At 37.8% G+C, this 16,921-nt stretch carries 16 protein-coding genes; 4 read left to right on the forward strand and 12 right to left on the reverse strand.

The genetic code is table 11. The features are described 5' to 3' along the window. From EZ456_RS08990 to EZ456_RS09005, 4 genes are all read right to left on the reverse strand, one after another. Entirely contained in the window at nt 1-1,551 is a 1,551-nt protein-coding gene (locus EZ456_RS08990; RefSeq protein WP_131529363.1) for an N-acetylmuramoyl-L-alanine amidase, read from the reverse strand. Beyond that, complete coding sequence (locus EZ456_RS08995) at nt 1,548-1,916, reverse strand: BlaI/MecI/CopY family transcriptional regulator (RefSeq protein ID WP_131529365.1); 369 nt, start codon at nt 1,914-1,916, stop codon at nt 1,548-1,550. The genes EZ456_RS08990 and EZ456_RS08995 overlap by 4 nt, the downstream gene beginning before the upstream one ends. A gap of 537 nt (nt 1,917-2,453) precedes the next feature. Then, entirely contained in the window at nt 2,454-3,125 is a 672-nt protein-coding gene (locus EZ456_RS09000) for a DUF1345 domain-containing protein (protein WP_131529367.1), read from the reverse strand. Nucleotides 3,126-3,128: 3 nt separating this feature from the next. After that, on the reverse strand, nt 3,129-3,911 hold the full coding sequence (locus EZ456_RS09005) for an O-methyltransferase (RefSeq protein ID WP_131529369.1): 783 nt from the start codon (nt 3,909-3,911) through the stop codon (nt 3,129-3,131). 44 nt (nt 3,912-3,955) lie between these two features. Between EZ456_RS09005 and EZ456_RS09010 the strand changes: the two genes are divergently transcribed. Both EZ456_RS09010 and EZ456_RS09015 read left to right on the forward strand, forming a co-directional pair. Continuing rightward, complete coding sequence (locus tag EZ456_RS09010; protein ID WP_131529371.1) at nt 3,956-4,819, forward strand: transglutaminase-like domain-containing protein; 864 nt, start codon at nt 3,956-3,958, stop codon at nt 4,817-4,819. Between the two features lie 18 nt (nt 4,820-4,837). Further along, nucleotides 4,838-5,962, forward strand: coding sequence for a glycoside hydrolase family 18 protein (locus tag EZ456_RS09015; protein ID WP_225876504.1), 1,125 nt, complete (start codon nt 4,838-4,840; stop codon nt 5,960-5,962). Here the strand turns inward: EZ456_RS09015 and EZ456_RS09020 are convergent. The 8 genes from EZ456_RS09020 to EZ456_RS09055 form a co-directional block, all read right to left on the reverse strand. Then, entirely contained in the window at nt 5,957-6,439 is a 483-nt protein-coding gene (locus EZ456_RS09020; RefSeq protein WP_131529373.1) for a CAP domain-containing protein, read from the reverse strand. The two genes, EZ456_RS09015 and EZ456_RS09020, sit on opposite strands and share 6 nt — an antisense overlap. 68 nt (nt 6,440-6,507) lie before the next feature. Continuing rightward, nucleotides 6,508-7,335 (reverse strand): glycoside hydrolase family 16 protein, encoded by an 828-nt coding sequence (locus tag EZ456_RS09025; RefSeq protein ID WP_131529375.1) that lies wholly within the window; start codon nt 7,333-7,335, stop codon nt 6,508-6,510. A 411-nt stretch (nt 7,336-7,746) separates the two neighbouring features. Beyond that, entirely contained in the window at nt 7,747-8,586 is an 840-nt protein-coding gene (locus tag EZ456_RS09030; protein WP_131529377.1) for a DUF4595 domain-containing protein, read from the reverse strand. A 40-nt stretch (nt 8,587-8,626) separates the two neighbouring features. After that, nucleotides 8,627-9,505 carry an alpha/beta hydrolase gene (locus EZ456_RS09035; protein WP_225876505.1) on the reverse strand — a complete coding sequence of 293 codons (879 nt, stop codon included), beginning with the start codon at nt 9,503-9,505 and terminating at the stop codon, nt 8,627-8,629. Nucleotides 9,506-9,551: 46 nt separating this feature from the next. After that, nucleotides 9,552-10,626 (reverse strand): peptide chain release factor 2 gene (gene prfB, locus EZ456_RS09040; RefSeq protein WP_131529381.1). Its coding sequence is split into 2 segments (ribosomal slippage): nt 9,552-10,565 and nt 10,567-10,626, totalling 1,074 coding nucleotides; the frame shifts between segments, so codons are not numbered across the junction. A 24-nt stretch (nt 10,627-10,650) separates the two neighbouring features. Continuing rightward, complete coding sequence (locus EZ456_RS09045; RefSeq protein WP_131529383.1) at nt 10,651-11,955, reverse strand: amidohydrolase; 1,305 nt, start codon at nt 11,953-11,955, stop codon at nt 10,651-10,653. Between the two features lie 111 nt (nt 11,956-12,066). Beyond that, nucleotides 12,067-12,555, reverse strand: a complete 489-nt coding sequence (locus EZ456_RS09050; protein WP_165501288.1) for a DUF5034 domain-containing protein — start codon at nt 12,553-12,555, stop codon at nt 12,067-12,069. A gap of 467 nt (nt 12,556-13,022) precedes the next feature. Beyond that, on the reverse strand, nt 13,023-13,535 hold the full coding sequence (locus tag EZ456_RS09055) for a hypothetical protein (RefSeq protein ID WP_225876506.1): 513 nt from the start codon (nt 13,533-13,535) through the stop codon (nt 13,023-13,025). 153 nt (nt 13,536-13,688) lie between these two features. Here EZ456_RS09055 and pgi point away from each other — a divergent pair, with 153 nt between their 5' ends. After that, nucleotides 13,689-15,335 (forward strand): glucose-6-phosphate isomerase, encoded by a 1,647-nt coding sequence (gene pgi, locus EZ456_RS09060; RefSeq protein WP_131529387.1) that lies wholly within the window; start codon nt 13,689-13,691, stop codon nt 15,333-15,335. A 260-nt stretch (nt 15,336-15,595) separates the two neighbouring features. Continuing rightward, nucleotides 15,596-16,909 carry a M16 family metallopeptidase gene (locus EZ456_RS09065; RefSeq protein WP_131529389.1) on the forward strand — a complete coding sequence of 438 codons (1,314 nt, stop codon included), beginning with the start codon at nt 15,596-15,598 and terminating at the stop codon, nt 16,907-16,909. Nucleotides 16,910-16,921 lie beyond the last annotated feature (12 nt).

The raw sequence follows: 16,921 nt of genomic DNA on the forward strand, positions 1-16,921 counted from the left end.
TTAACAACCACGTTTCGAAAAAGCGACAAACCCATCTAAGATCAGGTTGCTGATTCTTCGGATATTTTTCTCCTGATTGATGTAATTAAGAGTTTTACTATCAGATATATTTCCAAGCTCAATTAAAACAGCAGGCACTTTAGATTCTCTGAGTAATAAAAGGCTTGCATTTTTTAATGAATCTCTTACTTCAAGTCCATTTTGCTGTTTTAACTTGCTTAAAATACCAGCACCCAGATCTTCGGCCATTTTAATATTGCTGTTCAGTTTCGAAACATAAATTTCAATACCACTGAAGGGAACAGCCGCATTTGCAAGCGTTGCATTATGATGGATGGAAATAAAAGCCGTAGCGTCTTGTTTAGGCAAACGATCGCGAAGTGAGATAAACTGGTCGGAAGTTCTTGTTAAAATCACCTTTATTCCTCTTTTTGCGGCTTCTTCTTTAAGGATTTTTACAGCTCTTAGGTTTAGGTCCTTTTCCTTTTGTCCATCTAAGCCACTTACAGCTCCATCTTTTCCGCCATGACCGGCATCAATAATCAATGTTGGTTCTACTTCATTAAAGGCATTATTTGGATTAACCTTAATATTGCTATTTAAGTAGTTCATGGCATAAACATTTGGCTTTACTGGTGCATCTGTTGAAGCTAGATTTCCAGCTAATTTTTTCTCAACAATAATTTCTTTGCGGTTTATAAATGCCATACAGCAAATCATTAAAACCGGAATAATGGCTAAATAGGCAAGCTTTTGCAGCTTTGCGTTTGGTTCTTTGTACAACATCATGATTCTATTTTTTAGTGGAAGTTTACTAAAACTATTAATGGCTAAATTTTTAGCTGGCATAGCCAGATTTAAAAGTAAAGAAGCATAAAGCTTCTTATCTGCAACCTTAGAAGTTTCACGGTCGGCCAGAAATTCGTGGTTATGATCAATGGCATTCCGCCAGAAATAAATTATGGGGTTAAACCAGAGGATTGCTGTTACGAGGTTAACCAAAAGCTTATCAAAAGCGTGCCACTGCTTTACGTGGACCGATTCGTGTTTAATTACCAGGTTCTTTTCTTCAAGCTGTAACGACGAGTCGACAATAATCTGGTTAAAAAAAGAACAGTTTTTTATGGTTGATTTTGCATCAACCAAGATTACAGCTCCGCTCCTATCTATGGCATGTTTACGCAATTGGATCTGGATGCGTACCATCATAAAAAGCATTCTAAAAACAAGGGTGGCTAAAATTAAGCAGTAACCATACATGAGCAGTTGATTCCAGTTTAGGTTGTTAGTAACGCTGCCATCATCTATAAAATCCTGCTCAACAAAACCATCATTGCTGTACGCTATTTTTGACGGAATCTCCTGACTGGCTACTGTTACTTCGTGGCGATTTTCGATGGTAAGTGCTGGAATAATAAAACTCAGCACCAACATTAATAGTAAGTAAGCACGGTTCAGGTTGAAAAACGTGAGTTTAGCTAATAATAACTTATAAGCAGCAAAAAATATGAGCGTACAGGCCGAAACCTTTAACAAATAAATTAAAATCATGACTTTGAATCTTGGTTAATGATCTTTTTAATTTCTTCTATATCTTTTTCACTTAGTTTTTCTTCTTTTACCATAAACGATAAAAGGCTGGTTGGAGAATTATCAAAATAACCTGAAAACAATTTTGAAAAGGTAGTTTTGGTATATTCATCTTTTGTAATCGCCGGAAAGTACTCGTAAGTTTTTCCATAGGCCTTATAATTAACATAACCTTTTTTCTCTAAAAGCCTAACAATTGAGGAGATGGTATTATAAGGTGGTTTAGGTTCTTCTTCCAGTTCATCAATAATATCTTTCACAAATGCCTTTTGCAGTTTCCATAAAACCTGCATAATACGCTCTTCTGCTTTAGTTAATTCTTCCATACCCAAATCTATAACTTACTTTTCAGTTTTACAACTAAAAAACAAGTTATATTACTGAAAAATCAGTTTAAAAATACAACGGACTGATTAACAGGCAAATAAATTATTTTATTTCTTTTAATTTGAAAACAAAAGGTTTGTGATTCTTGGCGAAGGAAGCCCTGCCATCCGCTTTATCCCGAAGCTAATTCAGTGCCGATTTATCGGTAAAGAATCGGGATGTTCGCTGCTGTCAGGTTTATAATGAAGGGATTGCTCCTAGTGTGAGCCAAAGGCAGTTAACTGTAGTTTCTAAACCCGATCAAAGTGGTTCCGGTTCTTCACCGGAAGTAACGGAGAGCGGGACTGAAGCCCGCCAAAAGAACTGGACTGTTCATTTCCAAAAACTGTTGTAATTGTGTAGGAATAAATCTTTCCTCGACACCACTCCTGTTAAAATAGTGAATTTTAAAGATCCTTCACTGCGTTCAGGATGACAAAAAATGTGACATGATAGATCTCTCCACTTCGTAATGCTCCGGTCGAGATGACGATTTGTTATTTACTTAGCCCTGCCAGTGCATTAATGGTTAATGCTACAATAACCGTATTGAAGATAAAGGCAATTAAACTGTGCAAAAGGGAAAGCCGTCTGATCTCCCTGCTCGAAATTTCGACATCAGAAACCTGGAAAGTCATGCCCAGTACGAAAGAAAAATAAGCAAAATCGATAAAATCGGGTTCATCATCACCAGGAAACTCCAGCCCAGCTCCTTTTTTATCAATATGTTTTTTCTTATCGCCGCCATAGTAAAGGTGCGCATAACGCATGCTAAATGTGGTGTGCACCAAAAACCACGATAAAAACATACCGGCAATGGCCACGACCAGATCGAGCGGCTCGATATCTTTATTAATTAACAGCAGAATTACAGCAAGCAAACCTGCAAAGGTAGATACCACTACAATGGCAAAAATTTCGCCCCGTGTTTCATCTTGCATTTTAGCCTTAAGATGTGTTTCGGCAGCTGAGGTATGAAAAAACATATACCAATGGAGGGTTATCAGGATCAAACAAAATACATCCCAACCCAACATGATATGCGTAAGCACACTCATTTCAATAAAAAGCGATACCAAAAAAAAAGCAATCCCGGTGAATAAACTAATCAACAAAATAAACATTGCCGATCGTTTCTGGATGCCTTCTAACTTGGGTTCAACATTCATTTTTTAAAATTTGAGCTTAAAATGTTCCTTTGCTTGTCCTTTTTTAAAGTAAACCAAACCGATCCAGAAAAGATCTACTGTTATCGTAACGTCAGGGTGGTTTTTAATTTCTGCCCAGGCTTCTTTCATGCCTTCGCTCCAATAAATATCGTCAAAAATCAGCAGCGAATCTTCATTAATTTTAGGCAAGCACCATTTAAAATAATTCAGGGTAGCATCCTTACGGTGGTTACCATCAATGTAAACGAAATCTAAACTGGGTTGTTTGGCAATAACATCGGGCAGGATTAAATCAAAATTGCCCACATGAAGTTCGATATTCTCTAAATTTAGATCCTGGAAATTTTTCTTCGCCACTTCTGCCGTTTGCGGACAACCTTCTATAGTGATGACTTCGGTCTGAGGGTTTGTTTTTGCAAGATAAGCGGTAGTAATGCCCAAACAGGTGCCCAATTCAATCGCACTTTTTGGGTGTGTATCTTTAGCTAACCGATAAATAAGCTTGGCCAGCCTCGGACTTTTTAACGCATTCTTGGCAATCTCACTCACCTTCTTTGTACGGTTTTTATTGAGGTGAGAACCTGCTCCAAGGTCTGTAACAGTGATTATCGAATCGTCATTAAAAAGTTTTTTTCGCTGTTCTTCTATATTTTTGTATTCAGATTTGTCGGTAAAATCGTAAATTACCTCATCAGCGAGCCTGTACACGAATGGAGAGTGCGTTCCATGTCGGCTTTTTGCTGTTAAACGGTGTTTAAGGTAATCTGTAATAAATTGAAATAGCATAATATTGCAAAAGTAATTAAACACTGCAAACGTAGGTATGTTTTATGGAAAATAACGCAGAGATAAGTGCTTTAGTCAAATTGTTGGATGATCCTGACGAGGAAGTGTTCCATCATGTAGAGAAGAAACTGCTTGAATATGGCGGTGAAGTAGTACATTTTTTAGAAAATGCCTGGGAACAGTCTTTTGATGGCTTGTTGCAGGAGCGGATCGAAAATATTGTTCATCAGATCCAATTTAAAACGGTTAAGGAAGATTTAAACTTATGGTATTTAAGTGGCGCTTTTGATTTACTGCAAGGCGCATTAATTATTAACCGGTACCAATATCCAGATTTAGATGAACAAAAGGTAATTAACCAAATGGAAGAAATTAAAAGAGATATCTGGTTAGGCCTGCAGTATGAAATGAGCTCGGTTGAAAAAGTAAAACTAATCAATCATGTTTTGTATCAACAATATGGTTTTGGTGGCAATACCAAAAATCATCACGACCCACAAAATTCTTATTTAAACCAGGTCTTGGAAAGCAAAAAAGGCAACCAGATTTCGTTGGCCATTATCTACTCTACCCTGGCACAGAAATTAGATCTGCCTGTTTATGGAATCAATTTGCCACAGCACTTTATTTTAGGTTATATAGACGATAGCAAGCAGGAAGGAACCGAATACGGCGTACTTTTCTACATCAATGCTTTTAACCGCGGCAATATCTTCGGCAAACATGATGTTGATCAGTTTCTGCGTCAGCTTAATTTAGAGGCCCTGCCCGAATACTACAGGCCATGCAGCAATACCGATATTATCCGTCGTGTAATCAGAAACCTGATTTCGGCATACGAAAACGCTGGCGCTACAGAAAAAGTTGCCGAATTAAACGAATTACAAAATATTATTGCTGAAAAATAACCCCTTTAATTTTAGCCCGTGCATAAAAGAAAGATCAATTACAACATCGCCACATTCAGGATTACTGCCTTCGTGATGTTCATGCTACTGTTTAGTTCAAATGTAAAAGCGCAAAAACCAGTAAAACCAAATGTAATTGCCTACTATACCGGGCAAAATACAGTAATAGATAGTTTCCCAATTGAAAAAATAAGCCACCTGATTTATAGCTTTGGCCACTTAAAAGGCGATAGTTTGAATATTCAATCGGCTAAAGATTCTGCGCTGATTTCGAAAATGATCAGCTTAAAAAAGCGCAATCCAGATTTAAAGGTGATGATTGCCATGGGTGGCTGGAGTGCCTGCAAAGATTGCTCTGAAGTATTCAGCCGAGCAGACGGGCGAAAAACATTTGCAAAAACCACTAAAGAAATACTCGACTTTTTCCATGCTGATGGTATAGATATTGATTGGGAATACCCCGCAGTAGTAGGCTTTCCTGGGCATAGATATACGATAGATGACAAACATAATTTCACTTTACTGATTAAAGAATTGCGCAGAAAACTAGGCAAAAAGGCCGAAATTAGTTTTGCTGCAGGTGGCACGAAAAACTGCATCGATTCTTGTTTCGAATGGGATAAAGTGATGCCATTGGTAAACCGGGTTAATGTGATGAGTTACGATCTGGTGAGTGGATATGCAACACAAAGTGGCCACCATACCCCATTATATGGTACTGCTCAACAATCTTTATCAGGCGACTACGCCGTACAAGCGCTAATCGGTTTAGGTGTACCTGCGCAAAAAATTGCATTAGGAGCAGCATTTTACGCCCGTATTTTTGAAAACACTACCGATGCAAACCAGGGATTATACCAACCAACAAAATTTTTAAGAGGTGTTTCTTTTAAGGATTTCACCAAACAATTTTCAACTGAAAATGGCTATACCTATTATTGGGATGAAACAGCCAAAGCGCCTTATTACTATAACCCACAAACAAGATACCTCGCAACTTTTGATGATCCTAAATCAATTTCATTAAAAACCAAATATGTAATTGATCAAAAATTAAATGGCATCATGTTCTGGGAATTGACTGATGATGCTTATACCAATGGGTTATTGGATGTGATTGACAAAACGATAAAAGAATTATAACGGATTACCAAAGGTTACTACCCAGTAATTGTGGGACATCCCTACACCCGCTTCTTTACTTTTGGCATCCATCATGGCTTTACAGTGGCTTACACTATTTTTCCATGCAGCAATTACCTGGTCAGCCTGACTATATGCCTTAGCTAAATTTTCTGCCCTAAAATCACCTGTATAACCTGCATTTAATGCACGCTCTGCAGGAGTACCACCTTCAGGAGATAAATGATCAAAATAATTTCGCTTAGCCATATCTTTGGCATGGGTTATTGCGGCATTTTGCAGTTCGTTATTTAAAGATAGATTGGGTACTGGGGCCATGTATTCGGTGCCACAATTACATCCACTCTGTCTTAACAGATTAATTTTGTTGATTACTAAACTAACATCGCTTTCTGGCACTGCCATTTCATCCTTTTTGCACTGCGTCAGTAAAATGCAGAGCAACATACCAGCAAACAGGGTTAGGTATTTTTTCATATTTTGTTTTATAATCAAATGGAGGCAGCTATAAAGCTACCTCCAAATTAAATGTTTGTTTTTCTAAACTAGAAGGCCCTTTCTCTACCCAGATAAATATTTTTACCGGTATAAAAAGTATTACCAGACGGACCAGGAGAGCCACTATCACCTTCCATTTGCATATTGATTATTAGCCACATAGGTTTATTTACCGAATTGCTCATGGTATGCTTAGCTACCCAAACGTTATCGATATAATAATGGCAATCTACATCTGTTGCGCTTACTTTATTGTACCAGCATTTGTAATTATGGTACGAGCCCGCATTAGCAACTGCCGTGAGTTTATTCTCCCAGCCTCCATCATAGGTATTCTGCCAATTGGTGTTATTACCTTTAAACTCCATGATATCACTTTCAGGCGGCCACGAATTAACGCCAGTAATCCAAAATGCAGGCCAGGTTCCTCTGCTGGTTGGCACGGCAAAATCGCCAGAAATGGTATAACTGGGAAACTGATCATTAATTAAAACCTGTTGTTTCGCATGGCATGCACCAGAGTTATACCATATAGCAACATTGGTAAAACCGTTAGCCGTACTGTTTCCAGGCGATGAAGCTAAGCGGGTAGCTTTAATTGTTAATACGCCTCCACTCAACGAAATTTGGTTATGGTTTGTAGTACTCCCAACCATGCGTGCAGAACCGTTATGATCGGTACCCCAGGGATAATTATAATTCCATTGCGCCTCGAAATTGGCATAACTGGCCAAGGAGTTCCCATCAATCAGTGTTTCCCAGGCTTTAACCTGTGCCTTTTCTGATTTAACTTCTTCTTTATCTTTTTTACAAGATAAAAGTACGACAAACATGTATGCGAATAACATACACAATTTCATTTTTTCATTTCTCATTTTTTTTTTGATTTAGGTAAATATTTGGTTAATGGTAAGGTGTTATGGTTTGATTAATTATCTGCAAAAGACCTGTAAATCAATAATTAATCAAATGCAATAGATTTAGCTGCCACTGTGGAACAGACAAGCTTGGTAGATAGTTTTCATAAGATTTGGTTAGGCTACAAGCATAATCTAAATTTTAAATCGACATGCTTGTAAGCAAATCTATACATGTTATTGTAGAATGATGAGGGGTTAAATCGTAAAAAAAGAGTGGTAAAATGGGCGTTTTACTTCATTTTCTTAATTATATAGGTTATCCTGGTTTGAAAATTTGGAAGGCAATCAATCTTAGTGGCAAAAAAATGCTATAAAAAAAGCCTGATCATAATTTATGACCAGGCCTTCGATTATATTTCTTGTATTTTATTTACAAGTATAGTTTAAGCTATATTTTACATTATAAGTATCCGTTTGTACGGGACCGCTACCAGGATAAAAAGTAGAAAGAACTGAAAATGATACCGATGTAGCATTTCCTTTCCCATCATATTGATAGCCGAAGGTATAAACAGCGTCAGTAAAAGGATCTCCATTACCATCAACCGTTTTTGCCGTGCCTTTAAGTAGTACATTTTTGGATTGTTTTCCAAAATATCCACCAGGGAAATAATCAACATGGTAAGAAAGTGGATCTGCAATCTCGTATGTGTTTACCGCATTTTCTGTTGAATATACATAGGTAGTGGTTTCTGTGTAGCCAAGGTAAGCATCAACTGAAACTGCTTTTACTAAATTGCCGTTGGCATAAGTTAAATTATCAGTTGAATTTAATTCTCCGTTTAAATAATTTTTCACCTGAATTAAATAGCCTTCTGTATTGTAGGTGTATTTCCTGGTATAACTATAACTAACGCCACCTCCATTAATAACACCATCACTCCCACTCGATATTGCCCTTCCATTTTCTAAAACAATTTCAGACACATTCCCATCCTGATCGGTAGCGGTAATTTTATTTGCTGTATAAGCATAATTACTGGTCTGCCCATCGGTAGTGGTTGCTTTCGAAATCCTACCAGAAGCGTCATAAGTAAAGGCAAGCGTGTAAGTGCCTAAAATATCAAGATCGGCCTTTAAACTGGCTAGCTTGCAGCCATTTCCATTAGGATCGAGCTTGGCATTCCAATTAATTTCTTTTTTACAACCCACTATTGCAATGATCGCAACTAGGGCTACCATAGCATATTTAATTGTTTTTTGCATTAAAATTTCTGGTTAAGAGGTTAAAATATCGGCAAAGATATTAAAATTTCTCTTTTTTCATCCAGTTAGCCAACAAGTTAAGCCAATCTACATCAGAAGTTTTGTTAATCAAACCAAAACCATGACCACCTTTTTCGTACAGGTAAATATCAGTATCTATCTTATTCTGTTGTAGTGCCTCATTCATTAAAACACTATTGGCAAAAGGAACGGTCTTATCATCTTTAGCATGAACAAAGAAAACAGGAGGCGTTTTTTTGTTCACATTTTTATTGGCAGAGAAATAATGCTTTAAACTATCAGCAGGATTTGGCCCTAATAAATTTTTCATGGTACCGGTATGTACCGATTCTTCGAAACTAATCACAGGATAAATCAACGCAGCGAAATTCGGTCTTAAATTTATCTTTTCGGGATCCGCAATTTTAAGGTCTTTGTAATGGGTAACCAAAGTTGAGGCAAAATGCCCACCGGCAGAAAAACCCATAATCCCGATCTTGTTGGCTTTAATCCCATATTTTTTTGCATTTTTTCTAATCAGATAAATGGCTTGCTGGGCATCCTGTAAAGGGCCATAAGTTTTATCAACCATAATCTGATCGCTTGGCAACCGGTACTTCAATACAAAGGCTGTAACCCCAATAGCATTAAATCTTTTGGCTACATCGGTTCCTTCATGGCTAAACGCCAAAGCGCCATAGCCACCGCCCGGGCAAATGATTACTGCAGTTCCGGTAGCGATATTTTTAGGTGCTTCGAAAACCGTAAATGTTGGTACCGATACTTTGGTAACACTCAAAGTACCATTGGCACGCACCTCGGTATTTTCTACATAATCAGCAGGTGTGGTTTTGGCTCCCGGAATTTCTCCTGAATACAAGGGCACAACTTCTTGCGCATTAGCATAGTAAATTCCCATAAGCAACAAAATTATAATGATGGATGATTTTGCCATTTTTTTGATTTTAAAATTCCATTAAATAAGCTTTCAAGAAATCGTTTATATCGCCATTTAAAACGGCATCAGGATTTGATGTTTGGTAATTGGTACGGTGATCTTTTACACGCCTATCATCAAGCACATAACTCCTGATCTGTGATCCCCATTCAATTTTCTTCTTCGACCCCTCTACAAGTGCAGTTGCTTCGTTACGTTTGCGTTCTTCTATTTCGTACAATTGAGATTTTAATAAGCGGATGGCATTTTCTTTATTCTGTAACTGCGATCGCGACTCCTGGTTTTTAATAATAATGCCTGATGGTTTGTGGTATAAACGAACAGCTGTTTCAACTTTGTTTACATTTTGTCCGCCTGCACCACCAGCCCTGAATGTTTCGAACTCTATATCAGCTGGATTAATATCAATCTGTATGGTATCATCAACCAAGGGATAAACATAAACAGAAGCGAAAGAGGTATGCCTGCGGGCATTGGAATCGAATGGAGAAATCCGAACCAAACGATGCACGCCATTTTCTCCTTTCAGATAACCGTAAGAGAAATCGCCATCAAATTGAAGCGTTACCGATTTTACACCTGCAATCTCCCCTTCCTGGCTGTCCTGTTCGGTAATTTTATAACCGTTCTTTTCACCCCACATCATATACATGCGCATCAGCATATAAGCCCAATCACAGCTTTCTGTTCCACCAGCTCCAGCAGTAATTTGTAAAACGGCAGAAAGTTGGTCTTCCTTGCTACGGAGCATGTTTTTAAGCTCCAATTCTTCTACGGCATTTTTACTGATCTCGAATTGGTCTTGTAATTCTTTTTCAGAAGCATCACCCGATTGAAAAAATTCGAACATCACCACTGCATCCTCAACCGCGTTATTAGTCTGGTTAAAGCCATCTGTCCATTTTTTCTTTGAACTGATTTCGGCAAGAATTTTTTCTGCTTTTTTTGGGTCGTCCCAGAAATCGGGTGCCATTGTTAATTTTTCTTCTTCGCGGATGGCGTAAAGTAGCTCATCAACGTCAAAGATACCTCCTCAGCGACGTTACTCTGTCCCTTAAATCTTGAATATTTTCTTTGGTCATGAAACAAAGTTATAATAATAAAACCTATTTCTTCATCGACATATAATCTAAAGTAAGATTAGAAAGTAATTTAACGCCCAACACGAAACCGCTTTCATCAAGATAAAAATCGGGGGTATGGTGCGATGCGGCTTTTAACGGATCTTTACCTTTTGGCATTCCTCCTAAAAACACAAATAAGCCTGGTACTTTTTCCTGAAAGAAAGAGAAATCTTCTGCTCCTGTAACCGGTGGTTTTAATTTCACATGATCCTTACCTGCTGTAGTTTCCATGCTTGGCAGCATTTTTTCGGTTAATGCAATATTATTAAAGGTAACTGGGTAATGATTACTGTAAGGTATTTTAACTTCGGCGGTAGCCCCACCTGCTTCGGCTATTTTGGTTACGATGGTTTTAATCCTTTCGATAAACATAGCCTCATCTTCCTTACTAAAGTTGCGTACTGTACCCAACATTTCTACCTTTTCGGGAATAATATTCGACCGCACCCCACCATTAATGGCTCCTATGGTAACTACACCAGGATTTTCAGTCACATTTAAATTCCGGCTAACTATAGTTTGCAAACTGTTAATAATCTGAGCTGAAACTACTACAGGATCAATACTGCTCCATGGGTAAGCCCCATGCGCCTGTCGGCCAGTAACTGTAATCTTCATATCGTTTACTGCCGCCATTGTTCCACCCGGGCGGTAAGTTACATCGCCAACTTCGGTTTGAGAATTGATGTGCAAACCGAAAATCACATCAACCTTCGGGTTTTCGAGCACACCTTCCTTAATCATTAATGCCGCCCCACCTTCATCTCCAGCAGGAACACCTTCTTCGGCGGGCTGAAATATGAATTTCACCGTCCCTTGAATATCTTTTTGCATAGAAGCCAGCACTTCTGCTACGCCCATTAAGATAGCCACGTGACTATCATGTCCACAGGCATGCATTACACCTACCTCTTGTCCGTTATATTGTGTTTTCACCTTCGAGGCAAATGGAACATCTACCCGCTCAGTAACCGGCAAACCATCCATATCGGCACGCAAAGCCACTATTGGTCCTGGTTTACCTCCTTTTAGCACACCAACTACTCCTGTTTTAGCTACACCTGCTTTTACTTGTATACCTAAAGACTCCAAGTGTTTTGCAATAATGCCAGCTGTTCTTACTTCAGTATTTCCCAATTCAGGATGTTCGTGAAAATCGCGCCTCCAGGCAATTACTTTTTGTTCGATGGCATCAGCTTTTTTCGAAACCAATGGTCTTAAATCTGATTTTTGGGCAAAAGAATGAATGGAAATTAGCGAGAAAAGGATCAGGTATACTTTCTTCATGAAGCGGTTTATTTAAGTATAAGAATTTACTAATCTAATCAATTTGATGAAGATCATTCTTAAAAAGCCATGTAAACTAAAATTTTCGGAAATATTGTTTTACCCGAAAGTTTAAACCAATTCAATTTCAGTTGTTTCAGCTTCTAAAATTCTGCCATCTGACAAAGTAATTATAAGTTTAAATCGATGTTTCTTTGCGATAGCTGGCCTTACTTGTAAAAAAACGCCTTCATTAAAAGCATACCTGGTGTTATAACTTAGGTCTTTTGAAGATTTGATGTAATCATCTATTGAAATCATTGTACTACCTTTTTTGGCCTTGAAATACGAATTAAGATCGGTATTTTTTGGATGACTGGTGTCAAAGTCGTTATTGGAAACTATTTTCAGGGATAAAATACCCTCCTTAGCTATAAAGTCGTCTTCATTGCAACTGCAAGCGTATGCAGATTGCATTAGCCCCCAGGTTATTCGTGGCTTAGTCAAAGTAAGCTGCTCTGTTATCAACTGAACTTGAATACCATAATTAACACTGGAAATTATTCCGGTATTTGTAACCATGGGCTGCGGCAAAGACACATCCATATTTTTAAGAGACATCCCTTTATTGGTAAAATAAATTGTTTTAACAGGCGGACAATTGCAAATTACACATGCCACAATAAGTTGCGCCATTAGGGCCAATCCAAAAACAAACAATATCTTCTTAATCATGAGGAACGCAAATTATTATTTTCAAATTAAATAAAAGAGGTTGTATCATAAATATAGTTGTCATCCTGAGAGGTCAGTTTTTAAACTGAAAAACATTGGAGTTGCAATGACAGGTTTTAGCGATTCGTCATTCCCAACTTGATTGGGAATCGTAATGCAATAAGCTTTAAGATTCCCACCTGCGTGGGAATGACGCCCGATTTTTGGAATCTGTTATTGGTAGCCTGTCGAAGGACCTGTTTAAATGCCTCACAAAGCTTTTCGACTACTTGTCCCGATTCATCGGGAAGCTCAACGTGACAAATTCGAATAGAATCACAACTTATGATACAACCTCTTGAGCTTTATATAGCTTAATTAAACATTCCCTTCAGCTTATCCATAATACCGCCACCTCCTGCTTGGCCAGGTTGCGGCGCCTGCCCACCACCATTAAACATACCGATTACATCACTAACATCAAATTTACCATCATCACCGCCTAAACTTCCCAAAACATCTTTGATGTTAAAAGAGCTATCGTTCGGGTCATTTGTTTTTTGGGTAAACTTGGCAATCAAGCCCGGAATAATGCTTGCCGCTAAAGACTTTGCCGTATCAGCATTAATGCCCAAGCCACTTAATTTATCCATAAAACTCCCCGAAGCCTGCTCAGCAACCTGAGTGCCTTCTGCTTTGTTACCGTTAAAGATATCGGTTAATGCCCCAATATTACCTGATGATACCTGGTCTTTCAGTGTATCGAAAATCGAACCCGATGCAGCCTGGATTACTGCTTCATTTTGTTCGTTCGGAATAGCAGTATTGTTTACAACACTTTCCTGTACGTTTTCACGCACCATTTCATTTAAATTTTCTAACATCATGTAGAATTAAAGGTTAAAATAATTGATGAACTAACTGGGACGGTATATTAAAGTTACTGTGTTTAATCGACATTAAAAATTCTTATTGATTTAGAACATTAAAAAGACCATTTTAAATTTTTGCTTTATTACTTTTACAAAAAAACAAAGATTATGTTACCTAAAGTAAATTTCACAGAAACTGAGGCCTACAAGTATTTAGCCGATCATTTTATAGATATTAATCAAAAAAGCATTAAAGATCTTTTTGCTGAGGATGCAGATCGTTTCAATAAGTTTTCTGTTTTTTTTGAGGATATCCTACTAGATTATAGCAAGAACCGTATCAGCGATGAAACATTAGCACTATTGATTCAATTGGCCCGTGAGTGTAAATTGGATGAAGCTATAAAATCGATGTACAATGGCGATAAGATTAATGAAACGGAAGATCGCTCGGTGCTTCATATTGCTTTACGTAATTTAAGCAATACACCAATTTTAGTTGATGGCAAAGATATAATGCTTGAAGTAAATGCAGTACTGGCTAAAATGGAGAAATTTAGCCACAACATCATTAGCGGCGAATGGAAAGGTTATACCGGCAAAGCCATTACTGATGTGGTAAATATTGGTATTGGTGGTTCTGACTTAGGTCCGGTAATGGTTACCGAGGCGCTAAAACATTATAAAAATCACTTAAATATCCACTTTGTTTCTAATATTGATGGCACACACATCGCCGAAACATTAGCAGATTTAAATGCCGAGACAACATTATTCCTAGTTGCTTCTAAAACCTTCACAACGCAAGAAACCATGACGAATGCACACTCTGCCCGTACATGGTTTTTAGAAAAAGGCGGAAAAGAAAGTGATATTGCCAAACACTTTGCCGCGTTATCTACCAATGCTAAAGATGTTTCTGCTTTTGGTATTGATACCGAAAATATGTTTGAGTTTTGGGATTGGGTTGGCGGTCGTTACTCGTTATGGAGCGCTATCGGCTTATCCATCTCATTAAGTATAGGCTTCGATAATTTTAAACAATTGTTAGCTGGTGCCCACGCAGCTGATAACCACTTTAAAACTACAGAGTATGAAAGCAACCTGCCTGTAATTTTAGGTTTGTTAGGCGTTTGGTACATCAATTTCTATAATGCAGAAACACAGGTTATTTTACCTTACGACCAATATTTGCATCGTTTTGCCGCTTATTTCCAACAGGGAGATATGGAGAGCAATGGTAAACATGTTGATAGAAATGGCAATGAGGTTGATTATGAAACCGGACCGATTATCTGGGGCGAGCCCGGAACAAATGGTCAGCATGCCTTTTATCAGTTAATCCACCAAGGTACCAGAATTATCCCTTCCGATTTTATTGCTCCGGCACAGAGTTTAAATCCACTAGGCGATCATCATCCTATCTTGTTATCAAACTTCTTTGCACAAACCGAAGCTTTAATGAACGGTAAAACCGAAGAAGAAGTAACGGCCGAGTTAAAAAAAGAAGGTAAATCAGAGTCGGAAATTAAAAAAATTGCTCCGTTTAAAGTATTCGAAGGTAATCGCCCAACAAACTCTATCTTATTGAAAAAAGTAACGCCATATACTTTAGGCAGCTTAGTTGCCATTTACGAACATAAAATATTTGTTCAGGGAATTATCTGGAACATCTTTAGTTTCGATCAGTGGGGAGTAGAACTTGGCAAGCAATTGGCCAAAAAGATTCTCCCTGAGTTGGCGGGCAGCGAAAAAGTTTCGAGCCATGATAGTTCTACCAACGGCTTAATTAACCAATACAAGTCCTGGAGATAAAATATATTAAAAAAAGCGAGTGTAAATACTCGCTTTTTTTATTTAAATCCCATAATTTAGGCCCATCCTTATTATTGTTTCACGCTAGTGAAAAATCCAAATTAACTTATTAATGAAATAGTTGCTCGCTTTCTGCTTTTGATTATTTCTAATCATTAAAAACAAATTATCTATGAAACCATCATAAGCATGTTAATTATAAATAACAAAAAAATATGCTAATGATAGCTTCATAACCATTAAAAAACAATTATAAACTTATGAAAAAAAGAATTCTTTTTGCTTTGGCCATTTCCGGTCTGTGCTTAAGTGCTTCTGCCCAAAAAGTACAGTTTACGGAGTTCGACCTGGACAATGGTCTCCATGTCATTCTACACCAAGACAAAACCGCTCCCGTTGTTGCCGTATCGGTAATGTATCATGTTGGTTCTAAAGATGAAGAAACCCAACGTACAGGCTTTGCTCACTTTTTCGAACATTTATTATTTGAAGGTTCTGAAAATATTAAAAAAGGAGATTTTATGAAACTGGTGAGCAGTAATGGCGGACAGAACAATGCCAATACTTCTCAAGACCGTACTTTTTATTATGAACTTTTTCCATCAAACCAATTAGAACTCGGTTTATGGTTAGAAAGTGAAAGAATGTTGCACCCGGTAATTAACGAAGGTGGAGTAAAAACACAAAATGAAGTAGTAAAAGAAGAAAAACGTTTACGCATCGACAACTCACCATATGGAAAATTTACAGAGAAAATTTTCGGTCATTTGTTTGATGGTCATCCTTACCGTTGGCAGCCAATTGGTTCAATGGAGCACTTAGATGCTGCAAAATTGAGTGAGTTTATTGCTTTCTTTAAAAAGTATTATGTACCTAACAATGCGGTTTTAACAATTGCCGGCGATTTAGATGTAGAGAAAACTAAAGCCTTAGTAAAATCATACTTTGCTGAAGTGCCTAAAGGTGCACCAATTGTTCGTCAAGAATTTAAATTACCAGAAATTACCAAAGAAATTATCGATACCGCTTACGATGCTAATATTCAAATCCCGGCCATCTTCGCGGCTTACCGTGTACCGGGCATGAAGAGCAGAGAGAGCAAAGTTTTAGGTATGATCAGCTCTATTTTATCAGAAGGCGGAAGTTCGAGATTAAGCACTAAAATGGTGGATCAAAAGAAAACAGCATTACAGGTTGCTGCTTTTAACTATTCGCTTGAAGATTATGGTGCTTATATCACCCTGGCATTACCCAATAAGAATACGCCGCTTAACGATTTATTAAAAGATATTGATGAAGAAGTTTTACGCCTTCAAACGGATTTAATTAGCGAAAGTGACTATAAAAAACTGCAGAATAAATTCGAAAACAACTATGTAAGTGCAAACAGTAAAATGCTGGGTGTGGCAGAAAACCTGGCCGGTGGATATACTTTCCATGATAAGGATACAAACGATATTAACAAGGAATTAGAGGTTATCAGATCCATTACCCGCGAGGAGATCAGAGACGTTGCTAAAAAGTACCTGAACAAAAACCAAAGAGTTGTATTGTATTACTTACCTAAGAAATAAGCTGATCGCTTT

Origin of the sequence: Pedobacter psychrodurus, from assembly GCF_004331735.1 — a bacterium.
Lineage (GTDB): Bacteria > Bacteroidota > Bacteroidia > Sphingobacteriales > Sphingobacteriaceae > Pedobacter > Pedobacter psychrodurus.